General features: G+C 66.4%; 22 protein-coding genes and 1 pseudogene. 13 read left to right on the forward strand and 10 right to left on the reverse strand.

Features of this window, described 5'->3' with window-relative positions:
* Window position 1: 1 nt before the first annotated feature.
* The 9 genes from yejK to APT59_RS04825 form a co-directional block, all read right to left on the reverse strand.
* A complete protein-coding gene (gene yejK / locus APT59_RS04785; protein WP_059313802.1) occupies window positions 2-1,009 on the reverse strand; it encodes a nucleoid-associated protein YejK in 1,008 nt (335 codons plus the stop codon).
* Between the two features lie 78 nt (window positions 1,010-1,087).
* Window positions 1,088-1,966, reverse strand: coding sequence for a GntR family transcriptional regulator (locus APT59_RS04790; protein ID WP_059313803.1), 879 nt, complete (start codon window positions 1,964-1,966; stop codon window positions 1,088-1,090).
* A gap of 85 nt (window positions 1,967-2,051) precedes the next feature.
* A complete protein-coding gene (locus APT59_RS04795) occupies window positions 2,052-3,506 on the reverse strand; it encodes an amino acid permease (RefSeq protein ID WP_059313804.1) in 1,455 nt (484 codons plus the stop codon).
* A gap of 377 nt (window positions 3,507-3,883) precedes the next feature.
* Complete coding sequence (locus APT59_RS04800) at window positions 3,884-5,374, reverse strand: aldehyde dehydrogenase (RefSeq protein WP_059313805.1); 1,491 nt, start codon at window positions 5,372-5,374, stop codon at window positions 3,884-3,886.
* Window positions 5,375-5,376: 2 nt separating this feature from the next.
* Window positions 5,377-6,279, reverse strand: a complete 903-nt coding sequence (locus APT59_RS04805) for a dihydrodipicolinate synthase family protein (RefSeq protein WP_059313806.1) — start codon at window positions 6,277-6,279, stop codon at window positions 5,377-5,379.
* 50 nt (window positions 6,280-6,329) lie between these two features.
* Window positions 6,330-7,646 carry an NAD(P)/FAD-dependent oxidoreductase gene (locus tag APT59_RS04810; protein WP_059313807.1) on the reverse strand — a complete coding sequence of 439 codons (1,317 nt, stop codon included), beginning with the start codon at window positions 7,644-7,646 and terminating at the stop codon, window positions 6,330-6,332.
* 205 nt (window positions 7,647-7,851) lie between these two features.
* Complete coding sequence (gene proX, locus APT59_RS04815) at window positions 7,852-8,877, reverse strand: glycine betaine/L-proline ABC transporter substrate-binding protein ProX (RefSeq protein ID WP_059313808.1); 1,026 nt, start codon at window positions 8,875-8,877, stop codon at window positions 7,852-7,854.
* A 46-nt stretch (window positions 8,878-8,923) separates the two neighbouring features.
* Entirely contained in the window at window positions 8,924-9,880 is a 957-nt protein-coding gene (gene proW, locus APT59_RS04820) for a glycine betaine/L-proline ABC transporter permease ProW (RefSeq protein ID WP_059313809.1), read from the reverse strand.
* A gap of 50 nt (window positions 9,881-9,930) precedes the next feature.
* Entirely contained in the window at window positions 9,931-10,965 is a 1,035-nt protein-coding gene (locus tag APT59_RS04825) for a quaternary amine ABC transporter ATP-binding protein (protein WP_059313810.1), read from the reverse strand.
* 342 nt (window positions 10,966-11,307) lie between these two features.
* On the opposite strand from APT59_RS04825, the gene APT59_RS04830 reads away from it, so the two are divergent.
* From APT59_RS04830 to APT59_RS22365, 4 genes and pseudogenes are all read left to right on the forward strand, one after another.
* Window positions 11,308-12,273 (forward strand): LysR substrate-binding domain-containing protein, encoded by a 966-nt coding sequence (locus tag APT59_RS04830; protein WP_059313811.1) that lies wholly within the window; start codon window positions 11,308-11,310, stop codon window positions 12,271-12,273.
* Window positions 12,274-12,793: 520 nt separating this feature from the next.
* Window positions 12,794-13,114: pseudogene (locus APT59_RS22820) on the forward strand (aromatic ring-hydroxylating oxygenase subunit alpha); the annotation flags it as partial.
* A gap of 104 nt (window positions 13,115-13,218) precedes the next feature.
* A complete protein-coding gene (locus APT59_RS04840) occupies window positions 13,219-14,232 on the forward strand; it encodes a GlxA family transcriptional regulator (protein WP_059313813.1) in 1,014 nt (337 codons plus the stop codon).
* Window positions 14,233-14,406: 174 nt separating this feature from the next.
* Window positions 14,407-14,562, forward strand: coding sequence for a hypothetical protein (locus APT59_RS22365; protein WP_156428930.1), 156 nt, complete (start codon window positions 14,407-14,409; stop codon window positions 14,560-14,562).
* Between the two features lie 219 nt (window positions 14,563-14,781).
* On the opposite strand, the gene APT59_RS04850 is transcribed toward APT59_RS22365, so the two are convergent.
* Window positions 14,782-15,681, reverse strand: a complete 900-nt coding sequence (locus APT59_RS04850) for a DMT family transporter (protein WP_059313815.1) — start codon at window positions 15,679-15,681, stop codon at window positions 14,782-14,784.
* Window positions 15,682-15,778: 97 nt separating this feature from the next.
* Between APT59_RS04850 and APT59_RS04855 the strand changes: the two genes are divergently transcribed.
* The 9 genes from APT59_RS04855 to APT59_RS04895 all read left to right on the forward strand — a co-directional run bounded on the left by APT59_RS04855 (window position 15,779) and on the right by APT59_RS04895 (window position 26,178).
* Complete coding sequence (locus APT59_RS04855) at window positions 15,779-16,639, forward strand: LysR family transcriptional regulator (RefSeq protein WP_059313816.1); 861 nt, start codon at window positions 15,779-15,781, stop codon at window positions 16,637-16,639.
* Between the two features lie 198 nt (window positions 16,640-16,837).
* On the forward strand, window positions 16,838-18,106 hold the full coding sequence (gene ugpB / locus APT59_RS04860) for a sn-glycerol-3-phosphate ABC transporter substrate-binding protein UgpB (RefSeq protein WP_237140570.1): 1,269 nt from the start codon (window positions 16,838-16,840) through the stop codon (window positions 18,104-18,106).
* Window positions 18,107-18,180: 74 nt separating this feature from the next.
* Entirely contained in the window at window positions 18,181-19,068 is an 888-nt protein-coding gene (gene ugpA, locus APT59_RS04865) for a sn-glycerol-3-phosphate ABC transporter permease UgpA (protein ID WP_059313818.1), read from the forward strand.
* On the forward strand, window positions 19,065-19,910 hold the full coding sequence (gene ugpE / locus APT59_RS04870; protein ID WP_059313819.1) for a sn-glycerol-3-phosphate ABC transporter permease UgpE: 846 nt from the start codon (window positions 19,065-19,067) through the stop codon (window positions 19,908-19,910). Before ugpA ends, ugpE begins: the two co-directional genes overlap by 4 nt.
* A gap of 2 nt (window positions 19,911-19,912) precedes the next feature.
* Window positions 19,913-20,998 (forward strand): sn-glycerol-3-phosphate import ATP-binding protein UgpC, encoded by a 1,086-nt coding sequence (locus APT59_RS04875; RefSeq protein ID WP_059313820.1) that lies wholly within the window; start codon window positions 19,913-19,915, stop codon window positions 20,996-20,998.
* 468 nt (window positions 20,999-21,466) lie between these two features.
* Window positions 21,467-22,657 (forward strand): MFS transporter, encoded by a 1,191-nt coding sequence (locus APT59_RS04880; protein WP_059313821.1) that lies wholly within the window; start codon window positions 21,467-21,469, stop codon window positions 22,655-22,657.
* Window positions 22,658-22,857: 200 nt separating this feature from the next.
* Entirely contained in the window at window positions 22,858-24,063 is a 1,206-nt protein-coding gene (gene sbcD, locus APT59_RS04885; protein ID WP_059316825.1) for an exonuclease subunit SbcD, read from the forward strand.
* A gap of 100 nt (window positions 24,064-24,163) precedes the next feature.
* Window positions 24,164-25,003 carry an SRPBCC family protein gene (locus APT59_RS04890; RefSeq protein WP_059313822.1) on the forward strand — a complete coding sequence of 280 codons (840 nt, stop codon included), beginning with the start codon at window positions 24,164-24,166 and terminating at the stop codon, window positions 25,001-25,003.
* Window positions 25,003-26,178, forward strand: a complete 1,176-nt coding sequence (locus APT59_RS04895) for a zinc-dependent alcohol dehydrogenase (protein ID WP_059313823.1) — start codon at window positions 25,003-25,005, stop codon at window positions 26,176-26,178. The genes APT59_RS04890 and APT59_RS04895 overlap by 1 nt, the downstream gene beginning before the upstream one ends.
* Window positions 26,179-26,208: the final 30 nt, after the last annotated feature.

Raw genomic sequence — 26,208 nt, forward strand, 5'->3', positions numbered from 1 at the left:
GCTAGTCATTGCGCCGCTTGAGCTGGTCCTTGAGCTGGCTGGGCACCTCGCGAATGATCAGCAGGTCCTGGCCTTCGTCGTATTCGATACGCGAACCCAGGAGGTGCGCCTCGAAGCTGATCGACAGCCCTTCGGCGCGGCCGGTGAAGCGGCGGAATTGATTGAGGGTGCGCTTGTCCGCCGGGATCTCCGGAGCCAGGCCATAGTCCTTGTTGCGGATGTAGTCGTAGAAGGCACGCGGGGCCTGGTCGTCCATCAGCTCGGAAAGGGCATCCAGGGCCATGGGCTCGCCACGCTTGGCCTGGCTGCTGGCGTAGTCCACCAGGGTATCGGTCTTTTCCTTGGCGGCTTCCTCGGGCAGGTCCTCGCTTTCCACGTAGTCGCTGAAGGCCTTGAGCAGGGTGCGGGTCTCGCCCTTGGCGTCGACGCCTTCCTGGCAGCCGATGAAGTCGCGGAAGTAGTCCGAGACCTTCTTGCCGCCCTTGCCGCGGATAAAGGAGATGTACTGGCGCGACTGCTTGTTGTTGCGCCATTCCGAGAGGTTGATGCGCGCCGCCAGGTGCAGCTGGCCCAGGTCCAGGTGCTTGGCCGGGGCCACCTCCAGGCTCTCGGTGACGGTCACCCCCTCGCTGTGGTGCAGCAGGGCGATGGTCAGGTAGTCGGTCATGCCCTGCTGGTACTGGGCGAACAGCACATGGCCGCCGGTGGAGAGGTTGCTGCTCTCCATCAGGCTCTTGAGGTGCTCCACCGCCTGGCGACTGAAGGCGACGAAATCCTGCTCGCCTTCCAGGTAGGCGGTGAGCCAGCCGCTGAAGGGGTAGGCGCCGGATTCCTCGTGGAACAGGCCCCAGGCCTTGTTGGGCTTGGCGTTGTAGCTGTCGTTGAGATCGGCCAGCAGATTCTCGATGGCCTGGGAATCGGTAAGGGTGGCGTCCCGCGCGTGCAGGGTCGCGGGCTGGCCGTCGGGCTTCTTGTCGATCAGATGGACGATGGCGTGACGGATCGGCATGGCGGACTCGGGTGACGGGAAAAGTCCACCAGTCTAACGCTCCCGCGCCCTGGCGGGCAGGCCCCTGGCGCCGCAGGCTCAGCTCGCGGGCGCCGTCTGCTTTTCCTGCAGCGCGTTGCCGAGGTGCAGGGTCATGAAGGCTGCCGCGTCCTCGCGGTGGCCCTCCAGCAGCAGATCGATCAGCTGCAGATGCTCCTGGCAACGGCGCTGGGCCTGCTGGCGATCCACCGACTTCTGGTACTCGATCAGCCGGCGCAGGCGATTGAGGCGGCGCAGCGCATCGAGGATGAAGGCATTGCCAGAGCAGCGGGCGATGGTCTCGTGCAGGCGGGTGTTGGCGTCGAAGATTTCCGCGGGCGAGGCCTCGAACACCCGGCCTGCGGCCAGCAGCGCCTGCTCATCGCGGCAGCGCCGCAATTCACCGGCATCCAGGGTGAAGCCGGCGTCGCGGATGCCGGCGGGTTCGATCAGCAGGCGGAAGGCATAGCTCTGGGCGTAGGCGTCGGGCGAGGTGAGGCCTTCGACGAAACTCCAGCCATAGCCTGGCAGGCGCTCGGCCCAGCCTTCCTGGACGATGCGTCTGAGGATGTCGGCCAGTTGCCCACGGGTGACCTGGTAGCGGCGGATCAACTCGTTTTCCGTGACCTTCAGCGGCAGTTCGCCCTCGATCCGGTCGCGGGCGATGGTCAGGTACAGGCGCTCGCTGGCGGACACCTCTTCGCGCGCCTGGGGCGTGGCGTCCAGGGCCGCGGCGGCCACGGCGAAGCCGCCTTCGGGATGGCGCGCCAGCAGGGACTGGTCGGCCATCTGCTGCAGGGCACTGCGCACCGGCGAGCGGGAGACGCGCAGCCGCTCGGCCAGGGTGCGCTCGGGCAGTCGTGTGCCCACCGCCAGCTGGTGAGAGGCGATGTAGGTAAGGATCTCGGGGATCAGTTGGGAGGCGAGGGTGTTGCCCATGGCAGCGCTGGCGAGTCGACCGGAAAGGTCAGGATGCTAGCACGGGACCCGCCGGGCGCAGCCGGCAGGTCCCGCTAGCGGTCGCTCAGTCCCCGCTCGGACTGACGTCCATGTCCTTGAGCTTAACCAGGCGGCTGCGGTGCTTGAAGCGGTAGCCCAGCCAGACGGCGAGAAACAGCGGCAGGCTGATGTAGGTGGCGGCCAGGCCTAGCCAGTCGACGCCGTTCGGCCCGAACAGGGCGGCATAGTTCTGCCCCAGGGTGATCACCAGGCAGAGGGCGAAGGCCAGCAGCGGCCCGAAGGGGAACAGCTTGGCGCGGTAGGGCAGGTCTTCCAGGCGGCGACCCTGGGCCAGGTAGCCCTGGCGGAAGCGATAGTGGGAGACGGCGATGCCCAGCCAGGCGATGAAGCCACACATGCCCGAGGTGTTGAGCAACCAGCCATAGAGGGCCTTGTCGCCGACCAGGGAGGTAAAGAAGCACAGGGCGCCCACCGCGGTGGTGGCCAGCAGGGCATTGCGCGGCACGCCATTGCGCGAGACGCGGGCGAACAGCCGCGGCGCCTTGCCCTGTTCGGCCAGGCTGTGCAGCATCCGGGTCGAGGCGTACATGCCCGAGGTGCCAGCGGAGAGCACCGCCGAGAGGATCACCGCGTTCATCAGGCTGGCGGCGAAGGCCAGGCCGGCGCGCTCGAACAGCAGGGTGAACGGCGAGACGGAAACATCGGTGGCATCGTTCTGCAAGAGGCGCGGATCGGTGTAGGGAATCAGCATGCCGATGACGAAGATCGCTAGCACATAGAACATCAGGATGCGCCAGAACACCTGGCGGATGGCGATGGGCACGTTCTTGCGCGGATTCTCCGATTCACCGGCGGCGATGCCGATCAGCTCGGTGCCCTGGAAGGAGAAGCCGGCGATCATGGCCACCCCGACCATGGCCTGCAGGCCGCCGACGAAGGGCGCCTCGCCCTGGGTGAACACGGAAAGCCCCGGCGGTTCGATGCCGCTGAAGATGCCGAGGATGGCAGCCAGGCCCAGGCCGATGAAGACCACCACGGTGGCCACCTTGATCAGCGCGAACCAGAATTCGCTCTCGCCGAAGCCGCGTACCGACACCGCATTGAGCAGGAACATCAGTGCGAGGAACAGCGCGCTCCAGATGAGCCCCGGCACCTCGGGAAACCAGAAGCCCATTACCAGCTGCGCCGCCACCAGTTCGGCAGCGATGGTCACCGCCCAGTTGTACCAGTAGTTCCAGCCCAGGGCGAAGCCGAAGCCGTCCTCGACGAAGCGACTGCCATAGATGGAGAAGGAGCCCGACACCGGCTGGTAGGCGGCCATTTCGCCGAGGCTGGTCATGAGGAAGTAGACCATCAAACCGATCAGCGCATAGGCCGCCAGGGCGCCGCCGGGACCAGCGGTGGCCACGGTGGCGCCGGAGGCGACGAACAGCCCGGTGCCGATGGAGCCGCCGATGGCGATCATGTTGAGGTGACGGGGCTTGAGCCGGCGCTGCAGACTCGGAGAGGCGGTGGACATGGAATTTCCAGCTGGCAGTTGAAGGGGCCGGACGTTGGCTCTGGCGGCCATTCTCGGTCATGGGGTGCAGGGCGGTGCACCCACCGCCTGCGGCGACCTGCACGGGCAGGTGGCAAAAAAGCGGCGAAGCTTAGCAGGCTAAGGGCGCCAGGTGGGATGGCGGTCGTCGGTGCGCGGCCGGGCGAGGAAGCCAGCACGTCCGTTCTGGCTACGGGGAGGCAGCACAGGGCAAGCGCTAGCCAGCGAGATCAGCGCCGCAGCGAACGGCGGACCGCCGCCACCTGGTCAGCCAGGGTACTGATGTCGAGCGCGGCCAGGCAGGGGAGGACGGTCCGCTGCGCTGCGGCAGCGGACCGAATAGCGTCTTTAGCTCGAGATCAAGACGCGTCGATCCAGATGGTCTTGATCTCGGTGTACTGGTCGTGGGCCCACAGCGACTTGTCGCGCCCACCGAAGCCCGACTCCTTGTAGCCGCCAAAGGGAGTGGAGGCATCGCCCTCGCCGAAGCAGTTGACGGTAACGATGCCGGCACGGATGCCACGGGCCAGCTTGATGGCGTGGCGCAGGTTGCCGGTGTAGGCCGAGGCGGCCAGGCCGTAGGCGGTGTCGTTGGCCAGCTCCAGGGCTTCGTCGAGCGTGTCGAAGGGGGTCACGCTCAGCACCGGGCCGAAGATCTCCTCGCGGAACAGGCGGCTGTCACGGTCCACGTCATCGACGATGGTCGGCTCTACATAGACGCCCTCGCGGGTCGCGCCACCGGTCACCAGCTTGAGCTGCTGCTCGCTGGCATGTTCCAGGTAGGAACGCACCTTGTCGAAGTGTGCCTTGCTGACCATCGAGCCCAGACGATTTTCGGGATCCAGCGGATCGCCCAGCTGCCAGTCCTGCAAGTGGGCCTGGACGCGCTCCAGCAGGGCGTCCTTGACCTCGCGATGGACGATCAGCCGCGACGATGCCGAGCAGTTCTCGCCCATGTTCCAGAAGGCGCCATTGACCACGTGCTGGGCGACCTGGTCAAGATCCTCGACGTCGTTCATCACCACGGCTGGATTCTTGCCTCCAAGTTCCAGCACGATGCGCTTGAGGTTGGATTCGGCGGCGTACTTGAGGAACAGCCGCCCGGTGTCGGTGGAGCCGGTAAAGCTGACTGCCGCGATATCGGGATGACGGCCGATGGGCTCGCCGGCTTCCTTGCCACTGCCGGGCACCACGTTGAACACGCCGGCCGGCACCCCAGCCTGGTGGGCCAGCTCGGCCACCCGCAGGGCACTCAGGGTGGTCTCCTTGGCCGGCTTGACCACGATGGAGCAGCCGGCAGCCAGCGACGGGCCGATCTTCCAGGCCAGCATCAGCAACGGGAAGTTCCAGGGCAGCACCAGACCCACCACGCCGATGGGCTCGCGGACCACCATGGCCAGGGCGCCGGCGCCGGTGGGGGCGGTGGCGTCGTAGATCTTGTCGATCAGCTCGGCGTGCCAGCGCAGGGTGTTGATGGTCTCGGGCACATCGATGGTCTGGCACTCGCGCACCGGCTTGCCGCTGTCGAGGCTCTCGACCACCGCCAGTTCATGGGCGTGTTCTTCCAGCAGCGCAGCGAATTTCTGCAGCACGACCTTGCGCGCGGAGGGGTGCAGACCGCTCCAGCGACCGTCCTCGAAGGCGGTCTTGGCGGCGGCCACGGCAAGGTCGACGTCGGCGGCGCCACAGGCCGCCACCCGCGCCAGCTCGACCCCTGTGGCGGGGTTGCTGGTGACGAAGGTCTGGCCGCTCTGGGCGGCGACGAAGGCGCCATCGATGAAGGCCTGGGTGCGTAGCTCGACGGTGGCGGCGAGGTCGGCGTAGGCGGCTTTGCTCAGCAGATCGGTCATGGTCAGGCTCCTTGGACGATACGGGCGACGTTGTTCTTCAGCGCGGCGATCACCTGCGCCAGTTCGGCCTGTTCGGTTTCGCTCATGCCCTTGAGCGGCGCGCGGACGCCGCCGTTGGGCAGGCCGGCCAGTTCGCAGCCGTACTTGATCGACTGCACGAACTTGCCGCCTTCGAGGTAATCCATCAGCGGCAGCATGGCCGCCATGATCCGGCGCCCCTTGGCGAAGTCCTGCTCCAGTACGCAGGCCTCATAGAGCGCCACGTGCTCGCGCGGCACGAAATTGGAGCCGGCGCAGACCCAGCTGCGCGCGCCCCAGGCGAAGAATTCCAGGGCCTGGTCGTCCCAGCCGCAGGAAAGCTGCAGGTCCGGGCGCTTGACCGCGTGGCGGTGCAGACTCGCCATGTCGCCGCTGCTTTCCTTGATCGACTGGACATTGCTGCAGCCGGCGATGGCGGCGAAGAAGTCCTCGCCCATGGCCACGTTCATCCGCCCCGGATAGTTGTAGAGCATGATCGGCAGGTCGGCGGCGCGATCCACCGTCAGTACGTGCTCGGCGATCTCCTGCTGGGTCGGCAGGGCATAGGGCGGGGTGCCGACCAGGAGGGCGTCGGCGCCGTGCTCACGCGCGGCCTGGGCGAACACCACCGAATCCTCGGTACGGATGGCGCCGGTACCGATCACCAGTGGCAGGCGCTGGCCCACCACGTCGCAGGCCTGGGCGATCAGCGCCAGGCGCTCTTCGCCGCTGTGGGCGTAGTACTCGCCGGTGGAACCGCCGACCACGATGCCGTGCACCTTGGACTCGATCAGGTATTCCAGGACCTGGGCGAAACCGGCCTGGTCGATGGCGCCGTCCGCCTTGAGCGGGGTGATGGCCGGTGTGTAGATGCCGTCGAAGTTCATGGGTGGAGCCTCCAGAGGTTGCACGGATGTCAGCGGGGAGGGTGCGGCCGTCAGCTTTCGCAGCCGGCGCGGTACTGTCCCCACAAGAGGTTGAAATTGACGCCGGCCGAGAGGAACGGCTGCGGTGGGTTGGCATTGGGCCCGGGCGCGGCGAGCAGGAAATCGATCAGTTCGTCGCGCTCGCCGGCCAGCCAGTTGGCGAGCAGCTTGCCGGTGGCGGTACCGCGGGTGACGCCCAGGCCGTTGCAGCCCAGGGCGCCATAGACGTTGGGGGCCAGCTGGCCGAAGAAGCCGTTGTGGTTGCGGGTCATGGCCAGGGCGCCACCCCAGGTGTACTCGAAGGTTACCTTTGGCAGCATGGGAAAGCGGCGGGCGAAGGAGGCCTGGTGACGCTGCAGCACCCGCTGCAAATGCTTGGGATTGCTGCGGCCATCGGGGTTGAAGCTGAAGCTGTTGCGGATCAGCAGGCGCTGGTCGGGGGTACGCCGCACCGTGGTGCCGAAAGGGTCGGCAGGGATGGCACCCCAGAAGGGCTTGCCGCCCAGCAGCGCCTGCTCGTCGGGCGTCAACTGCCGCGTGAGACTGCCGTAGGTGAAGATCGGCAGCATGCGCCCCTGCAGGAAGCCGAAGTGCTGGCCGAAGGAATTGTTGGCCAGCACCAGTTTGCCGGCGGTGATACGGCCAGCTGCATGCCGCAGCTCGGGGCGCGGACCGTAGTCCACGTCCAGGATCGGCGTGCGCTCATGGAGCGTGACATTGGCTGGTAGATTCTCGGCCAAACCCTTGACCAGGGCGCTGGGCTGGATCAGCACCGCGCCAGGGGTATAGAGCGCCCGCTGATAGAAGTCCGTGCCCAGATGCTCGGGCAGGGTCTCGCGTTCGATCATCTGGTAGGGCTGGTCGAGCTTGTCCAGGCCGCGCCGGTAGGCATCGAGCACTGCCAGACCGCGTTCCTCGACAGCGGCCTGATACTTGCCGCAGGCCTGCAGCTGGCAATCGATGCCGTAGCGTTCGACCTGCCGGCGCAGGTAGGCCTGGCCACTCAGGTTCAGCTTGAGCACGGTGCGGGCGATGCCGATGTCGCCGATGTAGTCCTCGGCGCCGATGTCGTGGGGCAGATCGATGGCGAAGCCGGCATTGCGCCCGGCCGGGCCCAGACCGACCTCCTGCGCCTCCACCAGGATCACCTCGTCGTCCGGGAACTTCAGCGCCAGCTGCCGCGCGGCAGCGAGCCCGGTGAAACCGGCGCCGACCACCACCCAGGGCGCCTCGCTATGGCCGCGATGGCTGGGCCGGGGCGTGCGCGGGGCACTGGTGTGGTACCAGCCACAGGTGTTGTCGTCGGCGGGCAGGGCTTGGACTTTCATGGTGCGCAACCGTCTCTGGTGAAGCGTCTGGCCTGAACGCGAGGCGCACAGGGCTTGCCCGCCTCCCGGGGAGGCAGGATGTCGCTTGAGGTCGTTCAGGGCCGGGCCGCGGGCTCAGGCCGTTCAGGCCCGGCGGTCCGGTACGTCGTGGTGGCGCTGTGCCCGACTACTGCCCGGTCACGGCGCGCTGGCGCCGTCTAGGCGATCACTTCTGGCCAGCGGCGCGGGCGTCCGCCAGCCAGCCGTCCCACTCGGCCTGGTGCGCCTTGATCCACTCGGCGGCCTGACGCTTGATGTCGTCCAGCGATTTCTCGCCGTTCTGCATCTTGAGGTTCTGGGCGCTTTCGTCGGCGGTGGCGATCTTCAGCTCCGAGAGGAACTTGACCGCGGCGGGGTTCTTCCTGGCGAAGTCCTTGTTGATCACCGCCACGACGTTGTCGATGGGAGCGCCCAGGTTCTTGCCCTCGAAGGTGGTGTTCACATCGTTCTTGCCGTCGGGCAGCGAGGTGAAGGGCACTGGTAGCCAGACAACGTCCCGGCCTTCCACCAGCACGCTGGAGATCCACTGCGGCACCCAGGTGTAGTAGAAGATCGGCTTGCCGTCCTTGTAGCGCTGGATGGTGTCGGCCATCAGCGCGAAATAGGAGCCGCGGTTGTCGGTGACGGTGTCGTTCAGGCCATAGGCCTTGAGCTGGTGCTCGACGATCACCTCGCAGCCCCAGCCGGGGTTGCAGCCGGTAAGGTCGGCCTTGCCGTCGCCATTGCTGTCGAACAGCTTGGCGATTTCCGGCTTCTTGAAGTCCGAGATGTCCTTGATGTGGTACTGGTCGGCGGTCTTCTTGTCGATCATGAAGCCCTGCAGCACGCCTGGCATCACGTTACCGGCCTTGACCATGGTGTCGTCGCCGCCGGCCTTGTCATAGAAGGCCTGGTGCATGTGTTCCCACATGTGCACGGTGAAGTCGGCGTCGCCATAGGACAGCGCCAGGAACAGCGCCGGGTAGTCGGTTTCCTTGGGGGCCTTGACGTCGTAGCCCAGCGCCTTGAGGCCGGCTATGGCGATCTCGCCGCGAAAGCGTTCTTCGGCGATGGTGGGGAAGATCGGCGTGACTTTCACCCCGGCGCCGGGTTGGTCGGCGCTAGCGGCATGGACGGCGCCGCTCAGGGCCAGACCCAGGAGGGAGGCGGCGAAGCCGGTCAGGAGCGCTTTCTTGCATGCGGAAAGATTCATGGAGCACCTGTCGTTGTGAGTTGATGTTCTGCGGTGAAAGGCAGGTTCAAGGCGTAACCGGATGCGGCAGCGCTTTTTTCTTGCCGACCAGACGCACCACCAGGCCGACCGGGCCGCTGTGGTACCAGCGCTGACCGCTGGCCAGGTGGGCGCTGCGCTCGCCCATGGCCTGGGTGAAGCGATCAAGGAAGATCGCCAGCAACACCAGGCCGATACCGCCGACGCTGGCCAGGCCCATGTCCAGGCGACCGATGCCGCTGAGGACCATGAGGCCGAGTCCGCCGACCGAGATCATCGAGGCCACCACCACCATCGACAGCGCCAGCATCAGGGTCTGGTTGACCCCGGCCATGATGGTCGGCGCGGCCAGCGGCAGCTGGACCTTGACCAGCATCTGCCAGGGCGTGCAGCCGAAGGCACGGGCGGCTTCGATCTTGTCTTCCGGCACCTGGCGGATGCCCAGATTGGTCAGGCGCACCAGCGGTGCCAGCGAGAAGATGATGGTGACGATGACCCCCGGCACGTTGCCGATGCCGAACAGCATCACCACCGGCACCAGGTAGACGAAGGCGGGCAGCGTCTGCATGGCGTCCAGCAGCGGGCGGATGCACATTTCCAGGCGATTGCTGCGGGCGCTGAGGATGCCTAGCGGGATGCCGATCACCGCGCAGAACACCAGCGAGGTGAGTACCAGGGCAAGGGTGACCATGGCGTCGTTCCACACGCCGATCAGTCCCAGGGCGGTGAGCATGACCAGGGTCAGCACGCCGATGCGGCGACCGCCGATCTGCCAGCCGAGCAGGGCGGCCAGCAGGATGAACACGGTCGGCGGCACCGACATCAGCGCGGCCTGGATGCCGTCCAGGACCTGGTCCACCGGCCAGCGGATGGAGCGGAACACCTCGCGGAAGTTGTGCACCAGGTAGCGCAGCGCGGCTTCCACCCAGGAGCCCACCGGAACGGTAATCGTCTTGAAGGGATCAAGAATGCTGAAATCGGACATGAGCGGGGCCTCCGGCGCGCCTGCGCGCCCTCAACAAAGGAAAACAGCGATCAGTGGCCGCCGAGATAGCTCAGCAGGCGACCCTGGGAGATGCAGCCCTGATAGGCGCCGGCGGCGTCCACGACCGGTACGGGCGCACTGGCGCGGGCCACGGTGCCGAAGATGTCCCTGATCGGCGTGTCCGCCGTGATCGGGGTCTCGCGACCGGGCCTATAGGCGATCTGCGCATCCCGCTGGGCGATGTCGCCGGCCTTGAGGATGCGGCTGGAATCGAAGCCGTTGAAGAAGGTGCGCACGTAGTCGTTGGCCGGCTGGCACAGCAACTGGCGCGGGGTACCGATCTGCACCACCCGGCCGCCTTCCATGATGGCGATGCGATGGCCGATGCGGACCGCTTCCTCGATGTCGTGGGAGATGAAGATGATGGTGCGGTCCTGTTGCTGTTGCAGCTTGATCAGCTCGCCCTGCATCTCGTGGCGGATCAGCGGATCGAGGGCCGAGAAGGCTTCGTCCATCAGCAGGATGGCTGGATCGTTGGCCAGCGCCCGGGCCAGGCCCACGCGCTGCTGCATGCCGCCGGAGAGCTGGTGCGGATAGCAGTTTTCCTGGCCGGCCAGGCCGACCTGGCGCAGCGCGGTGATGGAGCGGCTGTTGCGCTCCTTTTCGGCGACGCCGCTGATCTGCAGACCGAAGCCGACGTTGTCCAGCACCGTCATGTGCGGCATCAGGGCGAAGGACTGGAACACCATGCCCATGTCCTTGCGGCGGACCTGCAACAGGTCCTTGTCACTGAGGCCAGTGATTTCCCGGCCGTTGAGGAAGATGGTGCCAGCGGTGGGTTCGATGAGGCGATTGAACAGCCGCACCATGGTCGACTTGCCCGAGCCGGACAGTCCCATGATCACGAAGATCTCGCCGCGCATGACCGAGAAGCTGGCATCGAAGACCCCGATGACCTGGCCGGTCTTCTCGAACACCTCCGCCTTGGAAGCCCCCGCCCTGACCAGCGCCATGGCGGTGTCCGCCTGAGAGCCGAACACCTTGTAGATGTTACGGACCGAGATGATTTCGTCGGAGCGGGTCATGCCATGCCTCCTTCGCGCCCAGCACAGGCAGTCACCACCGCTGTGCAGTTCTGATTGATGAGAGATGCTGGGCAGAGGAAATGGGTGTCTGTCTTCACGACGGCGGTCCCTTCTTGTTGTTCTGGTGGCCCTCGGAACGGGGCTTTTCAGCAAATCTATAAGCTGACTCCGGGCAAATCCAACAACATTTCCAGCCCTGATTTGATAACGTCACGTTATGATTTCGCTGAGCGCGCCAGAGGTGTCGCCGTGAGATATGCCTGGCGTCTCCACAGGCTCCAAAGTCGCGCGGCCATGGCCAATAATGGTGGTCCGCCCCTTTTCCGTCCGTCGAGAGTCGCGATGTCCAAAGCCGTCGATCCCGATACGCTGCTGCTGAAAATGCCTTCGTTGCGCGCGGTGAAGGCCTTTGTCGCGGCGGCCAAGTACGCAAGTTTCACCCGCGCTGCCGAGGCGCTGTGCGTGTCCCAGGCGGCGATCAGTAGACAGATCCGCGAGCTGGAGGGCTATCTCGGGGCCCAGTTGTTCAGCCGGGTCGGGCGCGCGGTGGCGCTGACCCCGGCGGGCGAACTGTTCTTCGATGCGGCCCAGTTATCCTTCGTCAACATCGCCCAGGCCGCCGAACGCATCCGCAGCAACCAGACCGCCCGGCACATGCTCACCCTGTGCTGCTCGCCGGCGTTCTCGGCACTGTGGTTGTCTCAGCACCTGCCGGATTTCTTCGCCAGCCACCCCGAGATCGAACTGAATCTGGTCACCACGCAGAATTTCCTGGCCATGGAGCCGGGGGTGCAGCCGGACGCCTTCATCACCAAGATGCCCAAGGTGCGCGACGGCTATCGCAGCACGGCGCTGTTCCACGACATCATCTATCCGGTGTGCTCGCCGCTGTATCTCGAACGCCATCCGCAGATCCGCACCCTCGAAGGGGTACGCGACGCGGCCCTGCTCAACCTCAGTCCCTACGGTCGCTCCCAGGTGGCCGAGCACGTCGACTGGGGCGTCTGGCTGGCCTTCCAGGGCATTGATCTGGACGAGCGTCCGGCCGGGCGTCCGCCGCTGTTCAATGCCAACGACTACAACCTGATCATCGGCATGGTGCTGACGCACCAGGGCATCAGCCTGGGCTGGAATCACCTGGTGGCGGCGCTGCTGGAACAGGGCCAGCTGGTGCGGCCGATCCAGGAGCAGGTGGTCCTGCGCAACAGCCGCCACTACCTGTCGATCCGCGAGGAAATGGAAGACAGCGAGGCGGTGCGGCGCTTCCAGCAGTGGCTGCTTGGCCGCCTCGGCCGGGCGCCCGCCTGACCTGCGGTTATCCTTTGCCCGGCGAAAAAGTCGTTGGAGCCATCGCCCGACCCTGACTCATTGTCTGTTGCCGGCCAACCTCGGCAGCCAACAACAAGGGAGTCCGCGGATGTCGCTCTACGCCTTTTGCCAAGCCCTCACCCTCGACCAGGGACCGCGCCCTAGCCGGGCCATCCTGCAGAAGAGCCTGCTGGACATCCTCGGCACCATGGCCGTGGCGGTGTCCAATGCCACCAGTCAGACTCTCTATGGCTATGCGTGCAAGCACTATCCCGGTGGCGAATTCATGAGTCGCCTGCCTTTCGATGGCACCCCGGTGAATCTGCTGGGCGCGGGTTGGGCGGGAGGGTTCACCGCCGACAGCCTGGACGCCCACGAGGGGCACTTCACCTCCAAGGGCCATGCCGCACCGCGGTCCCGGCACTGCTGGCCCTGGCCGATGCCCTGCACGCCCAGGGCCGCCGTATCAGTGGCCGCGAGCTGCCCGAAGCCCTCTGCCTCGGCTACGAGACCGGCCCGTGCGCTGTACAGCGATCCCGAGGTCTGTCGCCAGGACCTCGAACAATTCTGGCATCGCGACTGGATCTTCGCCGGCCACACCTTCGAGATCGCCAAGCCCGGCCGGTACTTCACCCTGCAGATCGGCGACTACCCGGTGGCGGTGGTGCGCAGCAGTGACGGTCAGGTGCGGGCCTTCCATAACGCCTGTCGCCGTCGTGGTGCCAAGGTCTGCGAGGACGAGCAGGGCAAGGTTGCCAAGCGGGTCTGCCCCTATCACAGGTGGACCTACGAACCGGACGGCAGCCTGCTGTTCGCCGGCAACGTGAACGCTGATTTCGACGGGACCCTGGTCGCTGGCGACATGGTGGGCGGCGGTTCTCCCGCCAGGTGGGAACGCGGCTTTGGGCTAGGATGGGCCCGAGGCAAGGAGCGGGGCGGTAGGACGTGATCGATTCAAGAACCTTTGGCAGCGGTATCCAGGGCAAGAACTACCTGCAGTTGCAGTCGACGCGGCCACGGCCGGAGTTTTCCCGGCTGGTCGGCTTCATCCTGCTTGATCACTTTTCCCTGCCGTCCTTCACCCAGGCGCTGGATACCCTGGTCACCGCCAACCTGCTGGCCGCCGGGACCTTCGCCACCCGGACCTACAGCCCGACCGGCGCCGAGGTGCTCAGTGACCTCGGCATCGTCATCCGTCCGGACGGCGACTACCGCGCCGCGGAGAGCGCCCGCTTCGATCTGCTGGTGGTTTGTGGCGGGCTGCGAACGCCCCTGGAGCTGGATCCGCGGCTCAAGGCGCTGCTGGTGCGCGCGGCCAAGCAGCAGGTGACCCTCTGTGGCCTGTGGAACGGCGCCTGGCAACTGGGCCAGGCCGGGATGCTGGACGGCTATCGCTGCGCTATCCATCCCGAGCACCGCAGCGCCTTCAGCGAGCGTGTGCGTGGCTGCAAGACCTCGGCGGAAAGCCATGTACTGGATCGCGACCGGCTGACCGCCGCCAGCCCCAGTGGCGCCTTCCACCTGTTCCTCGAATGGATCGGTGCCCAGTGCGGGAGCGCCCTGGCCGATGGCCTGGTCAATATCCTGGCCTTCGAGGAATCGCGCTTCCGCCAGGTCAATCCCACCCTCAAGGTGCAGATGACGCCGCCGCTGCGCGAGGTGGTGACCCTGATGGAAGCCAACATCGAGGAGCCCCTGACCATCGAGCAGCTGTGCGACTACGCCGGCCGCTCGCGGCGTCAGGTCGAGCGGCTGTTCCGCGAGCAGCTCGACACCGCGCCCATGCGCTACTACCTGGAACTGCGCATCACCGAGGGCCGTCGCCTGCTGCAGCATTCCAGGCTGTCGGTACTGGAGGTGGCGGTCGCCTGCGGCTTCACCTCGGTCACGCACTTCAGCAAAAGATATTCGGCCTACTTCGGCTATCCGCCCTCCAAGGAACGGCGACTCAAGTACTAGGCACGTCGTACGGGCGGCGACAATCCTTGCGGCAAAGGACCTGAATGGTCGGGCCTCTTCGTCGCGCACGGTGAACGGCCGCGCGCGGTCAGGATCGAATCATCACCCCGGTGCAACACTGCCCGCATGATGCGTCGATGGGTGTCCGAATGACTTTCAAGCCAAGGAAATCCCATGACCGATCCCCGTAACGTCGCCCACGACAAGAAAGTGCAACAAGAGAAGAAGCATCATGGCGAGGACATCGCGCCCGATGCCGAGCACGCGCCACAACCAGGCAAGAAGCCTGCGCTCAAGGATGACGACGACCAAGCCGACGACAAGGCCTGATCCGGCGCGCGCCTCGCGATGAACGAGGCGCGTGGTGATGCTGACGGCTGTCAGCATCACGCTTTCCAGTCACAGCTTCTGCCCCGTGCCTGCCCAGGTTGGAAGCAAGGCCAGGGCCGGCATGAAGGGTCATGCCAGCTTACAAAGGCCCTGCTGATGCACCCTGAGCTGTCTTTATAGGTAGGGAAGGGTGACGCCGGATGCGGCGCGGCGATGCCGTCATCTGTCCATTGCAGGCTCCAGTCGGCCAGTGCGCTCCGCCGCATTCAAACAGAGCAACCCCGCCAGGGCGAACAGCAGGCCGAGCAGCATGCCCGGCGCCAGGGGCTCGTCGAAGCAGGCCCAGGCCCACAGCAAGGCTACCGGCGGACTGAGGTAGAGAGCGCCGCTCACTGCCTGGGGGCTGCCCTGGCGCAGGCATAGCCAGTAGAGGCCGAAGCCGAGCAGGGTAGGGATCAACAGCCAGAGTACCGCCAGCGCGAAGCCGAGGGTCAGCGGAGGTGTCAGGGGACCTTCTATCCCAGCCACTCCCAGCATTACCAGGCTGCTGGCCGCGAGCTGGATGAACAGCTGGGTCCGCAGGGCCAGGCGACTGGGGGGCAGGCGACTCTGTACCAGGGTCGCCAGGGCCAGCGCCAGGGCGCCGCCCAGTGGCAGGGCATAGGCCCAGCGCGGTGCCACGCCCAGTCCCAGTCCTGCCCCGGTGGCGAGCAACACCCCCGCCAGCCCCAGGGCCAGTCCGAGCCACTGGCGTCCATTGGTGCGCTGGCCGGGCAGCAGGCAGCAACCCAGAGCCACCAGCAGCGGCGACAGATCCGAAAGCAGCGCCGCCAGCCCAGGCGAGACGCCCAGTTCGATGGCCTTGGCCGCTGGCGCTGCCGCGCCGGCGAAGGCGAGCACTCCAATGACCGCCTGCTGACCGATGACTTTCAGCGGCAGGCGTCGCACGTCGGTCCAGGCGAAGGGCAGCAGCAGCGCGGCGGCCAGCAGCAGACGCCAGAAAGTCACCAGCAGGGTAGGGGCCTGGTCCGCGGCATAGCGATAGCCGACGAAGCCAGCGCTCCAGCACAGTACCAGGGCGAATTGACGTAGCAGGGGGGAAGAAAGGGCACGGGTCATGGCCAGGCTCCTGGGGACGGGATGCCTTGAGCCTGGGCCAGACTGGTAATACACTCAAACGACATTATCAGCATATATGATTCGATAAAGGTGCATAATGCCTGCTCCCCTCGACATCGACGTCCTGCGTACCTTCCACACCATCGTCCGGTTGGGGCAGTTCCGCGCCGCCTCGCTGCAGCTCAACCGCAGCCCCTCGGCGGTGAGCAGCCAGATTCGTCGGTTGGAGGAGCAGACCGGTGGCCGGCTGTTCGAGCGCGACAACCAGGCCGTGACCCTGACTCCGCTCGGGCGCCGCGTGCTGCTGGAGACCGCCGACCTGCTGCAGGCCCACGACCGTATCCTCGCGGGTCTCACCGGTCAGCCAGTGGTGGGCGAGGTGCGCCTGGGCGTGGCCGAAGACTATGCGGCCCGCTTGCTCAAAGCGGTGCTGCCGCGGTTGCAGGGCGAGCACCCGGGAATCGTGCTGGAGGTGCTGACCGGCAACAGCAGCCAACTCCGTCGCTGGCTCGGCCAGGGACTGCTGGACCTGGCGCTGCTGGTCGGGCCGCCCCGCAGCGACCGGGCGGACGGCCAGATGTTCGCCCACACCCAGCCGGTATGGGTCGCCGGCCCTGGGCTGCATCCGAGTCCGGATGCCAGCGTGCCGCTGGCCTTGCATGGCGAAGGCTGTAGCTATCGCGAACTGGGCATCGACCTGCTGACCGGCCAGGGCCGTCGCTGGCACGCGGTAGTGACCAGCGCCGCCTCTTCAGCGCTGGAGGCCGCGGTCGAACTGGGTCAGGCGGTGGCCATCACTGACCAGGCGCGCATGACCCCGCCGATGCGCGAATTGTCGCCGGAAGAAGGCTTCCCCAGGCTGCCGGTGCACGAATTGCGCTTGGCCTCGCCACCGGGCGAACGCAGCCCCGCCTGCGCTCACCTGGCCGGGCTGATCGCCGAGGGTTTTCGGATCTGAACCCCTCTGTATCACGCGTTTCCTTGCGATTCGGCTAGTGCCTCCGCTGTAGCCTTGCTGTCATCTTGCCCTGGCATGTTGCCTTGCGAACGAGAGGAGGCGCGATTTCGCGCTTCCTGCTTCTAAACCATCGGCAAGGGCGGCACAGACATGCAGGCTTCGCTTCGCGGTATGACGTTGGGATTGGTTCTTAAGCTGATGAGCAGCGGTCAGGCACTGGCGGCGACGCCCATTCCCTTTTGGCATTCGATGGATGCGGAGCTCGGCAAGGAAGTCGATTCCCTGGCCCAGCGATTCAACCAGACGCACCCGGAATTCCAGGTGCAGCCGGTGTACAAGGGCAACTACGAGCAGAACCTGGCCGCCGGGATCGCCGCCTTCCGTACCGGCAAGCCACCGGCCCTCCTGCAGGTCTACGAGGTGGGCACGGCGACCATGATGGCGTCCAACGCCATCGAGCCGGTCTACCAGGTGTTCAAGAATGCCGGCCTTGCCTTCGACGAGTCGCGCTTCGTGCCTACCGTCGCCAGCTACTACAGCGATGGCAAGACCGGGCAGCTACTGTCGCAGCCCTTCAATAGCTCGACGCCGGTGCTCTACTACAACAAGGACGCCTTCACGAAGGCCGGCCTCGACCCGCAGTCGCCGCCCAAGACCTGGCAGGAGCTGGCCGAGGACAGCGCCAAATTGCGCGCCGCCGGCATGAAATGCGGCTACACCAGTGGCTGGCAGAGCTGGGTCCAGTTGGAAAACTTCAGTGCCTGGAACGGCTTGCCGTTCGCCAGCCGCGACAACGGCTACCTAGGTACCGACGCCGTGCTGGAGTTCAACAAGGCGCCCCAGGTCAAGCACATCGCCCTGCTGCAGGAGATGGGCAAGAAGGGTGATTTCACCTATGTCGGGCGCAAGGACGAACCCACCGAGAAGTTCTACAACGGTGACTGTGGCCTGCTCACCACCTCGTCCGGCTCCCTGGCCAACATCCGCCACTATGCCAAGTTCGATTTCGGCGTGGCCATGATGCCCTACGACGGCGACCTCAAGGGCGCGCCGCAGAACGCCATCATCGGTGGGGCCAGCCTCTGGGTGTTCAAGGGCCAGGACGCGGCGGTGAAGCGCGGCGTGGCCGAATTCCTCGCCTTCCTGGCGCAGCCGGAGATCGCGGCCGAGTGGCACCAGCAGACCGGCTACCTGCCGATCACCAAGGCGGCCTACGACCTGACCCGCGAGCAAGGCTTCTACACCAAGAACCCGGGGGCCGACATCGCCACCCGGCAGATGCTGAACAAGCCGCCACTGGCCTTCACCAAGGGCCTGCGCCTGGGCAACATGCCGCAGATCCGCGCGGTGATCGATGAGGAGCTGGAAGGCGTCTGGACCGGCAAGCAGGCCCCGCAGCAGGCGCTGGACGCCGCCGTGCAACGCGGCAATGCCCTGTTGCGTCGCTTCGAGAAGTCCAGCCAGTAAGGCTGATGTCTGCCCCGGCGCCGGCATGCTTCCTGCCGGCGCCGGCCCTTCTTCTCGCAACGACTTTCCCGCCCATGTCCACATCGCGTCAGGTCTTTCCCTCCGGCTGGCTGCCCTATGCGCTGCTCGCGCCGCAGCTGGCGATCACCGCCGTGTTCTTTCTCTGGCCGGCCGGCAAGACGCTCTGGTATTCGCTACAGAGCCTCGACCCCTTCGGGCTCTCCAGCCAGTTCGTCGGCCTGGACAACTTCATTCAGCTGTTCCATGACCCCCTGTACCTGGCCTCCTTCTGGACCACCCTGAAGTTCAGCGCCCTGGTGACCGGCTGCGGCCTGCTGGTCTCCCTGGTCTTCGCCGCCCTGGTCGATCTGGTGGTGCGCGGTAGCCGGCTGTACCAGACCCTGCTGTTGCTGCCCTATGCGGTGGCTCCGGCCATCGCCGCGGTGCTGTGGATCTTTCTGTTCAACCCCGGCCTTGGCCTGCTCACCCTGCTGCTGGAGCACTACGGCTACGCCTGGAACCACGCCCAGAATGCCGGCCAGGCGATGTTCCTGGTGGTGCTCGCCTCGGTGTGGAAGCAGATCAGCTACAACTTCCTGTTCTTCTTCGCCGCGCTGCAATCCATCCCACGCTCGCTGGTGGAAGCCGCCGCCATCGATGGGGCCGGGCCGTTGCGCCGCTTCCTGCAGCTGTCCCTGCCGCTGATCGCGCCGGTGAGCTTCTTTCTGCTGGTGGTCAACCTGGTCTATGCCTTCTTCGACACCTTTCCGGTGATCGATGCGGCCACCAACGGCGGGCCGGTGCAGGCCACTACCACCCTGATCTACAAGATCTATCGCGAGGGCTTCACCGGTCTCGACCTTTCGGCCTCCGCCGCCCAGTCGGTGGTGCTGATGCTGCTGGTCATCGTGCTCACGGTGCTGCAGTTCCGCTATGTCGAACGCCGGGTACGCTATCAATGATCGAGAATCGCCGTGGGCTGACGCTGCTGTGCCACCTCATGCTGGTGCTGGGTATCGCCGTTATCCTCTTTCCGCTCTATGTGGCCTTCGTCGCCGCCACCCTCGACGACCAGGCGGTGTTCGCCACGCCCATGACGCTGGTGCCGGGTCGCCACCTTTGGGACAACCTCAGCCTGATCTGGACCCAGGGCGTCGGCAACAGCACGGCGCCTTTCTGGCTGCTGCTGTTCAACAGCTTCCTGATGGCGCTGGGCATCACCCTGGGCAAGCTCTCGGTGTCCATCCTCTCGGCCTTCGCCATCGTCTGGTTCCGCTTTCCACTGCGCAACCTGGCCTTCTGGCTGATCTTCATCACCCTGATGCTGCCGGTGGAGGTGCGCATCTTTCCCACCGTGGACACCCTCGGCCAATTGGGCCTGGTGGACAGCTACGCCGGCCTGACCCTGCCGCTGATGGCCTCGGCCACCGCCACCTTCCTGTTCCGCCAGTTCTTCCTGACCCTGCCGGACGAATTGCTGGAGGCCGCGCGCATCGACGGCGCCTCGCCCCTGCGCTTCTTTCGCGACATCGTGCTGCCGCTGTCACGGACCAACCTGGCGGCGCTGTTCGTCATCACCTTCATCTACGGCTGGAACCAGTACCTCTGGCCGCTGCTGATCGTCAGCAACCCCGACCTCGGCACGGCCGTGGCGGGCATCCGCAGCATGCTCTCGCTCGGCGAGCGGGCGCCGCAGTGGAATCAGGTGATGGCGGCCATGCTGCTCACCCTGATCCCTCCGGTGACGGTGGTGCTGGTCATGCAACGCGCCTTCGTACGCGGTTTGGTGGATAGCGAAAAGTAACCATGGCAAAACTCGAACTAAGAGCCGTTTCCAAGAGCTGGAACGGTGGCAAGACCCAGGTGATCCAGCCCCTCGACCTGGAGGTGGCGGACGGCGAGTTCATCGTACTGGTGGGGCCCTCGGGCTGCGGCAAGTCCACCCTGCTGCGACTGGTGGCCGGCCTGGAACGGGTCAGTGCCGGCAGCATCCATATCGGCGGAACCGACGTGACCGCGCTTGAACCCAAGGCGCGCGGCATCGCCATGGTGTTCCAGAACTATGCCCTCTATCCGCACATGAGCGTGGCCGAGAACCTGGCCTGGGGCCTGAAGATCGCCGGTCTCGGCCGCGCCGAGATCGCCAGCCGGGTCAAGGAGGCGGCGCGCATCCTGGAACTCGACAAGCTGCTCGAACGCCGGCCGCGGGAACTGTCCGGTGGCCAGCGACAGCGGGTGGCCATGGGTCGCGCCATGGTGCGCGATCCGGCGGTGTTCCTGTTCGACGAGCCGCTGTCCAACCTGGACGCCAAGCTACGCGTGCAGATGCGCCTGGAGCTGCAGCAGCTGCACCAGCGCCTCAATACCACCAGCCTCTATGTGACCCATGACCAGGTGGAGGCCATGACCCTGGCCCAGCGGGTGGTGGTCATGCAGGGTGGGGTGGTCGAGCAGCTCGGTACGCCAGTGGAGGTCTATGAGCGCCCGGCGACGCGCTTCGTCGCCAGCTTCATCGGCAGTCCGGCGATGAACCTGCTGGACGGCCAGGTGAACGCCGCCGGCAGTCACTGCGAATTGCCGGGTGGCCTGGGGCTACCCTTGGGTCCGGGCTATCGCCATCTGGCCGGGCGCTCGATCAGCCTGGGCATCCGGCCCGAACATCTGCAGCCCTGCGGCGATCCGGGGCAGGGGCTGCCACTGGTGGTCCACACGCTGGAGATCCTTGGCGCCGACAACCTGGCCCATGGCCGCTGGGGCGACCAGTCGCTGGTCGTGCGCCTGCCCCATCAGCAACGCCCGGCGCCGGGTAGCCTGCTGCAGCTGCGCGTGCCGGAAGAGCACCTGCATCTGTTCGATGCCATCTCCGGGCAGCGCCTCGAACCCCAGGGTTGAACGGGCTCCGGCGAGGACGTGGCAGGGTTCCCCTCCGACGCCCTTGAGGAGCATAAGGCGCTCCTTGCCACCTTGACCTCGCCGACCCAAGGGCAACCTTCCGCTGTGGTATCTGCCTGTCTTGACCGACGGATCGGCCGCTGCAGTGGCGTCGTCGTGATGATGAAATCGGCCTGTTGCACGGCGACATTCCCTTCGTCAGACCGCGCGACCCGGTGCGGAGCCAGACGCCGCCTCGTTGACCGAGCGGCGTCGCAGCCACTAAGGTGCCCGCCTTGCCGCCCGCCCTGGCGCTGGTCGACCGCGACCCGCCGCAGGGGCAGGGCACCGCTCGAACGCGCCGGCGAGCCCCTGTGGCGGGCCCGCGCGCTCGTCCACTACGCGAGGTCCCGAGGGCGCCTCGCCGTTGCCTCCGGGGCTGGCCACGTACCGCCTGTCTCGCCTCTCTGCCGGAATGCTTTCCTCGCCATGAATGCCCCACCCGCCATCCCTCGTCTCGTCTATCTGCTGGCCCTTACCATCTTCGCGCTGACCACCGCCGAATTCATGGTGGCCGGCATGATGCCGGCGCTGGCCACCGATCTCGGCGTTTCCATCGGCCAGATCGGCTATCTGATCTCCTGGTACGCCCTGGGCATGGCCCTGGGTGGTCCCCCGCTGACCCTGCTGCTGCTGGCGTTGCGGCTGGCCGAAAAGTCGGCGCTGCTGTGGCTGCTGTCGCTCTATCTGATCGGTGCCGTGGTGGCCGCGCTGGCCGCCAGCTATCCGGTGATGGCGGCGGGTCGAGTGCTCATGGGGGTCGCCAGCTCCGCCAGCATCGGCCTGTGCCTGACCCTGGGTGCCTCCCTGGTCACGCCGGACCGCCGCGGACGGGCGGCCTCGCTGGTGCTGTCCGGTCTCATGCTGGCGCCCGTCTTCGGTGTGCCGGGTACGGTATTGATCGAGCAACAGGCCGGCTGGCGGGCCAGCTTCTGGGCGGTCGCGCTACTGGCAGCCTGCTGCACCCTGCTGGTCGGCTGGTGCGTGCCTCGTGCACCGGCCCACGCCGTCGGGCAGCTGGGCCGGGAACTCCGTACCCTGCTCAGTGCCAGGCTTTGGGCCGCCTACGTGACCAGTGGCCTGATCATCGGCGCGACCTTCGCGGGGTTCAGTTATTTCTCACCCATCCTCATCAAGGTGACCGGATTCGCGCCCACTACCATTCCCTGGTTGCTGATGGGCTATGGCATCGCCAATGTGCTGGGCAATCTACTGGTAGGCCGCTTGGCCGATCGTCACACCCTGAAGGTCCAGGGCGTTGGCCTGGCCGTGCTGGCTCTGGGTTTCGCCCTGTTCGCTCGCGGCGCTGAACAGCCGGCTGTCAGCCTGGTGGCCCTGGCGCTCATCGGCGTGACCGGGGTGGCGCTCAATCCGGCGATGGTCGCCCGGGTAATGGCTGCGGCGACGCCAGGGCCACTGGTCAACACCCTGCATACCTCGGTGATCACGGCGGGACTGGCGGTGGGAGCCTGGGCGGGCGGTGCGGCCATTGACGCCGGCCAGGGCCTGCAAGCCCCGCTGTGGGTCGGTCTGGGGATGGCGGTGCTGGGTCTGCTCAGTCTGGCCCCGCTGGCCGTGAGGCGGAGTCGTCTCACGGCCAGCCAGCCGTGCGAAGGGTGACAGACCGGTCCGCTGCCAATCGCCCGCTAGCGGGTCGTGGCGCTCGGTATTTCCCTCCCTGCGGCGGGAGGAGGATACTGCGCCCTTTGCCGCGTTGACCTCGCCTGCCCATGGAAAACCTCCCGCTGTTCGATCTGCCCGCCGCCTCCGCGGAAAAAACCAAGTCCAAGCGCGCGCGCAAGGCCACCGCCCGTGGCGGCCTGCGCCTGCTGCACACCTCCGACTGGCACCTGGGGCAGCACTTTCTCGGCCGCACCCGCGAGACCGAGCATCGCGCCTTTCTTGCCTGGCTGGTGGCTCAGGTGGAGGAGCAGGCGGTGGACGTGGTGCTGGTGGCAGGGGACATCTTCGATACCGCCACCCCACCGAGCTATGCCCGCGAGTTGTACAACGGCTTCATCGTCGCCCTGCGTGGCACCGGCGCCAGCCTGGTGGTGCTCGGCGGCAACCATGATTCGGCCGCGGTGCTGGCCGAGTCCCGCGAATTGCTGGCCTGCCTGGACACCCGGGTGATCCCCTGTGTCAGCGAGACGCCGGCGGATCAACTGCTGGAATTGCGTCGCCGTGATGGCGAAATCGGCGCGCTGCTCTGTGGCATTCCCTTCGTCCGGCCGCGTGACGTGGTGCAGAGCCAGGCAGGGCAAAGCGCTGATGAAAAGCGCCAGGCGCTGCAACAGGCCATCCAGGGGCACTATGCCGAACTCCATGGCCTGGCCGAGGCACGTCGCGCCGAGCTGGGCGTCGCCCTGCCGATCATCGCCACCGGTCACCTGACCACCGTGGGTGCCAGCGCCAGCGAGTCGGTGCGGGAGATCTACGTCGGCAGCCTCGATGCCTTTCCCACCAGCGCCTTTCCGCCGGCGGACTACATCGCTCTCGGCCACATCCACCGGCCCCAGCGGGTCGGGGGGCTGGAGCAGGTGCGCTACAGTGGTTCGCCCCTGTGCCTGAGCTTCGACGAAGAGCGCGCCAAGGAGGTCCTACTGGTGGAGTTCGGCACGGGTCTGGAGCAGGTCACGCCACTGGCGGTACCCTGTTTCCAGCCCCTGGCGGTGGTGCAGGGCACTCTGGATACCCTGGGCGCGGCCCTGGCTCAGGCGGCCGCTGACGGCAGTCCCGAGTGTCCGGTGTGGGTCGAGGTGGTGGTGGCCGGTGACGACTACCTGGCCGATCTGCAACCACGCATCACGGCCCTGGTAGCCGAGTTGCCGCTGGAGGTGCTACGCGTCCGCCGGGCACGTAGTACGGTGGCGCCGACCCTGCAGAGCGTCCAGCGCGAGACGCTGGATGAACTCAGCCCGTTGGACGTCTTCAGCCAGCGCCTGGCCGAGGAGACCCTCGACGACGAGCTGCGCACCCGGCTGGAAGGCCTTTACCGCGAGGTTCTTGGCGAGTTGCCGACCTGATCGCAGCGAAACGCGTCCATCGGGCCGATTTTCCCCTTCGGAACAACGTCCCACGCGCTGGGGTCACCCTCTCTATGTAGCCCATACCGGAGGAGACCCCATGCACGACCTATCCCAACCCCTCGCCGCCACGCGCCATGAGCGTTCCGACAACCAGGTCCCCAACGTCCAGGGCACCGAACGTGTGGTTTCCCTGCTCGGCGGCGGTCTGCTGATCCTTGGCGGCCTGCGCCGCGGTGGCCTGGCCGGCTGCGTGAAGATGGCCCTGGGCGCCATGGCCCTCAGCCGGGGCGTGCGTCAGCGCTGCGAGCTCAAGGCCGCGCTGCAGCCGTCGCCCTTCGAGCAGGCCCTGGCCGAGCGCTGGGGCTGGCGCAATCCCACCGCCATCCAGCGCAGCGTCACCGTCGCGCGGCCGCGTGAAGAGGTGTTCGCCTACTGCGCCGACCTGCAAAAGCTGCGCGAGCTGCTGCCCTTCGTCGACCGCATCGAACTAGGCGCCGATGGCGACAGCCACTGGCATGCCTCCGGTCCCCTGGGTCGTACCCTGAACTGGACCCTGGAGCAGAGCGAGCGCCGCGAGAACGAGTTCCTGCTGTGGAGTACCGTGCCCGGCACCTTCATGGCGCACAAGGCCAGCCTGACCTTCAGCGATGCGCCCCAGGGCCGTGGCACCCTGGTGCAGGTCGTGCTGGCCTGCGAAGCCCCGGCCGGCCTGCTCGGCCATGCCGTCACCGAGGGCATCAGCCGCTTCACCGGCAAGGCGGTCAACCTCGGCCTGCGCCGCCTCAAGCAGCAACTGGAAACTGGCGAGATCGCTACCCCCGAGGTCTCGCGCAGCGGTCGCCCGCTGGCGCCACCCCATCCGCCGGTGACTCGCCCGGCCGACGAACCCTCGGCTGACATCGACGCCGGCCTCGGTACTCCGGGGAGGGCGAACTGATGCGTGCCCTGACCTGGCAAGCCCCCAACCGTCTGCAGGTGGAAACCGTCCCGGATCCGGAGATCCTCAATCCGCGCGATGCCATCGTGCGCATCATCATGTCCTCGGTGTGCGGCTCGGACCTGCATCTTTTAGGCGGTTATGTCCCGGCGATGAAGCCCGGCGACATCATCGGCCATGAGTTTCTCGGCGAGATCGTCGAGTTGGGCAGTAGCCTGCGCAACCAGGGCCTGGCCGTGGGCGATCGAGTGGTGACCGTCTCCATCATCGGGTGCGGGGACTGCGAGCACTGCCAGCGTGAGGATTACAACTGCTGCGACAACAGCAATCCCAAACCCGAGATGACCGAGCTGGCCTATGGGCAGCCCTGTTCCGGCATCTTTGGCTACAGCCATGCCTTCGGCGGCTATGCCGGCAGCCATGCCACCTACGTGCGGGTGCCCTATGCCGACGTCAACCTGTTCAAGGTGCCCGACGGCGTCAGCGATGCCCAGGCAGTGTTCGTGTCCGATGCCGTGCCCACTGGCTACTACGCCGCCGACATCGCCGACATCCAGCCCGGCGACACCGTGGCGGTCTGGGGCTGCGGTGGCGTCGGCCAGATGGCCATTCGCAGCGCCTACCTGTTGGGCGCGGAGCGGGTCATCGCCATCGACCGCTTCAGCGATCGTCTGCAACTGGCGGCCGAGAAGGCCGGCGCCATCGTCCTCGACTACGAAACCACCAACGTCCACGAAGCCCTGCTGGAGCTGACCGGGGGCCGTGGCCCGGATCGCTGCATCGATTGTGTCGGCATGGAGGCCCATGGCACCCAGCTGGATTACGCCTACGACAAGACCAAGCAGATGCTGCGCCTGCACACCGAACGCGGCTCGGCGCTGCGCCAGGCCATCCGCGCCTGTCGCAAGGGCGGTACGGTATCGGTGATCGGTGTCTATGGTGGCTTGATCGACAAGTTTCCCATGGGCGCCATCGTCAACAAGGCCCTGACCCTGAGGTCCGGCCAGCAGCCGGGGCAGCGCTATGTGGAGCGGTTGTTCGAACACATCCAGAAGGGCGAACTGGATCCCTCCTACCTGCTCACCCATCCGATGAGCCTGGAGGAATCGCCCTACGGCTACGAGCTGTTCAAGTCCAAGGACAAGAACTGCATGAGAGCGGTGTTCATGCCGTAATGGGCAGCCCGGTGATTCTGGATCGCCGGG

Origin of the sequence: Pseudomonas oryzihabitans (assembly GCF_001518815.1) — a bacterium.
In the GTDB taxonomy this organism is placed as follows: Bacteria; Pseudomonadota; Gammaproteobacteria; order Pseudomonadales; family Pseudomonadaceae; genus Chryseomonas; species Chryseomonas oryzihabitans_E.

What these genes read in the sequence shown, in the direction of transcription:
- yejK (WP_059313802.1), bottom strand. Translation starts at nt 1,009, where the DNA reads ATGCCGATCCGTCACGCCATCGTCCATCTGATCGACAAGAAGCCCGAC.
- APT59_RS04790 (WP_059313803.1), bottom strand. Translation starts at nt 1,966, where the DNA reads ATGGGCAACACCCTCGCCTCCCAACTGATCCCCGAGATCCTTACCTAC.
- APT59_RS04795 (WP_059313804.1), bottom strand. Translation starts at nt 3,506, where the DNA reads ATGTCCACCGCCTCTCCGAGTCTGCAGCGCCGGCTCAAGCCCCGTCAC.
- APT59_RS04800 (WP_059313805.1), bottom strand. Translation starts at nt 5,374, where the DNA reads ATGACCGATCTGCTGAGCAAAGCCGCCTACGCCGACCTCGCCGCCACC.
- APT59_RS04805 (WP_059313806.1), bottom strand. Translation starts at nt 6,279, where the DNA reads ATGAACTTCGACGGCATCTACACACCGGCCATCACCCCGCTCAAGGCG.
- APT59_RS04810 (WP_059313807.1), bottom strand. Translation starts at nt 7,646, where the DNA reads ATGAAAGTCCAAGCCCTGCCCGCCGACGACAACACCTGTGGCTGGTAC.
- proX (WP_059313808.1), bottom strand. Translation starts at nt 8,877, where the DNA reads ATGAATCTTTCCGCATGCAAGAAAGCGCTCCTGACCGGCTTCGCCGCC.
- proW (WP_059313809.1), bottom strand. Translation starts at nt 9,880, where the DNA reads ATGTCCGATTTCAGCATTCTTGATCCCTTCAAGACGATTACCGTTCCG.
- APT59_RS04825 (WP_059313810.1), bottom strand. Translation starts at nt 10,965, where the DNA reads ATGACCCGCTCCGACGAAATCATCTCGGTCCGTAACATCTACAAGGTG.
- APT59_RS04830 (WP_059313811.1), top strand. Translation starts at nt 11,308, where the DNA reads ATGTCCAAAGCCGTCGATCCCGATACGCTGCTGCTGAAAATGCCTTCG.
- APT59_RS22365 (WP_156428930.1), top strand. Translation starts at nt 14,407, where the DNA reads ATGACCGATCCCCGTAACGTCGCCCACGACAAGAAAGTGCAACAAGAG.
- APT59_RS04850 (WP_059313815.1), bottom strand. Translation starts at nt 15,681, where the DNA reads ATGACCCGTGCCCTTTCTTCCCCCCTGCTACGTCAATTCGCCCTGGTA.
- APT59_RS04855 (WP_059313816.1), top strand. Translation starts at nt 15,779, where the DNA reads ATGCCTGCTCCCCTCGACATCGACGTCCTGCGTACCTTCCACACCATC.
- ugpB (WP_237140570.1), top strand. Translation starts at nt 16,838, where the DNA reads ATGAGCAGCGGTCAGGCACTGGCGGCGACGCCCATTCCCTTTTGGCAT.
- ugpA (WP_059313818.1), top strand. Translation starts at nt 18,181, where the DNA reads ATGTCCACATCGCGTCAGGTCTTTCCCTCCGGCTGGCTGCCCTATGCG.
- ugpE (WP_059313819.1), top strand. Translation starts at nt 19,065, where the DNA reads ATGATCGAGAATCGCCGTGGGCTGACGCTGCTGTGCCACCTCATGCTG.
- APT59_RS04875 (WP_059313820.1), top strand. Translation starts at nt 19,913, where the DNA reads ATGGCAAAACTCGAACTAAGAGCCGTTTCCAAGAGCTGGAACGGTGGC.
- APT59_RS04880 (WP_059313821.1), top strand. Translation starts at nt 21,467, where the DNA reads ATGAATGCCCCACCCGCCATCCCTCGTCTCGTCTATCTGCTGGCCCTT.
- APT59_RS04890 (WP_059313822.1), top strand. Translation starts at nt 24,164, where the DNA reads ATGCACGACCTATCCCAACCCCTCGCCGCCACGCGCCATGAGCGTTCC.
- APT59_RS04895 (WP_059313823.1), top strand. Translation starts at nt 25,003, where the DNA reads ATGCGTGCCCTGACCTGGCAAGCCCCCAACCGTCTGCAGGTGGAAACC.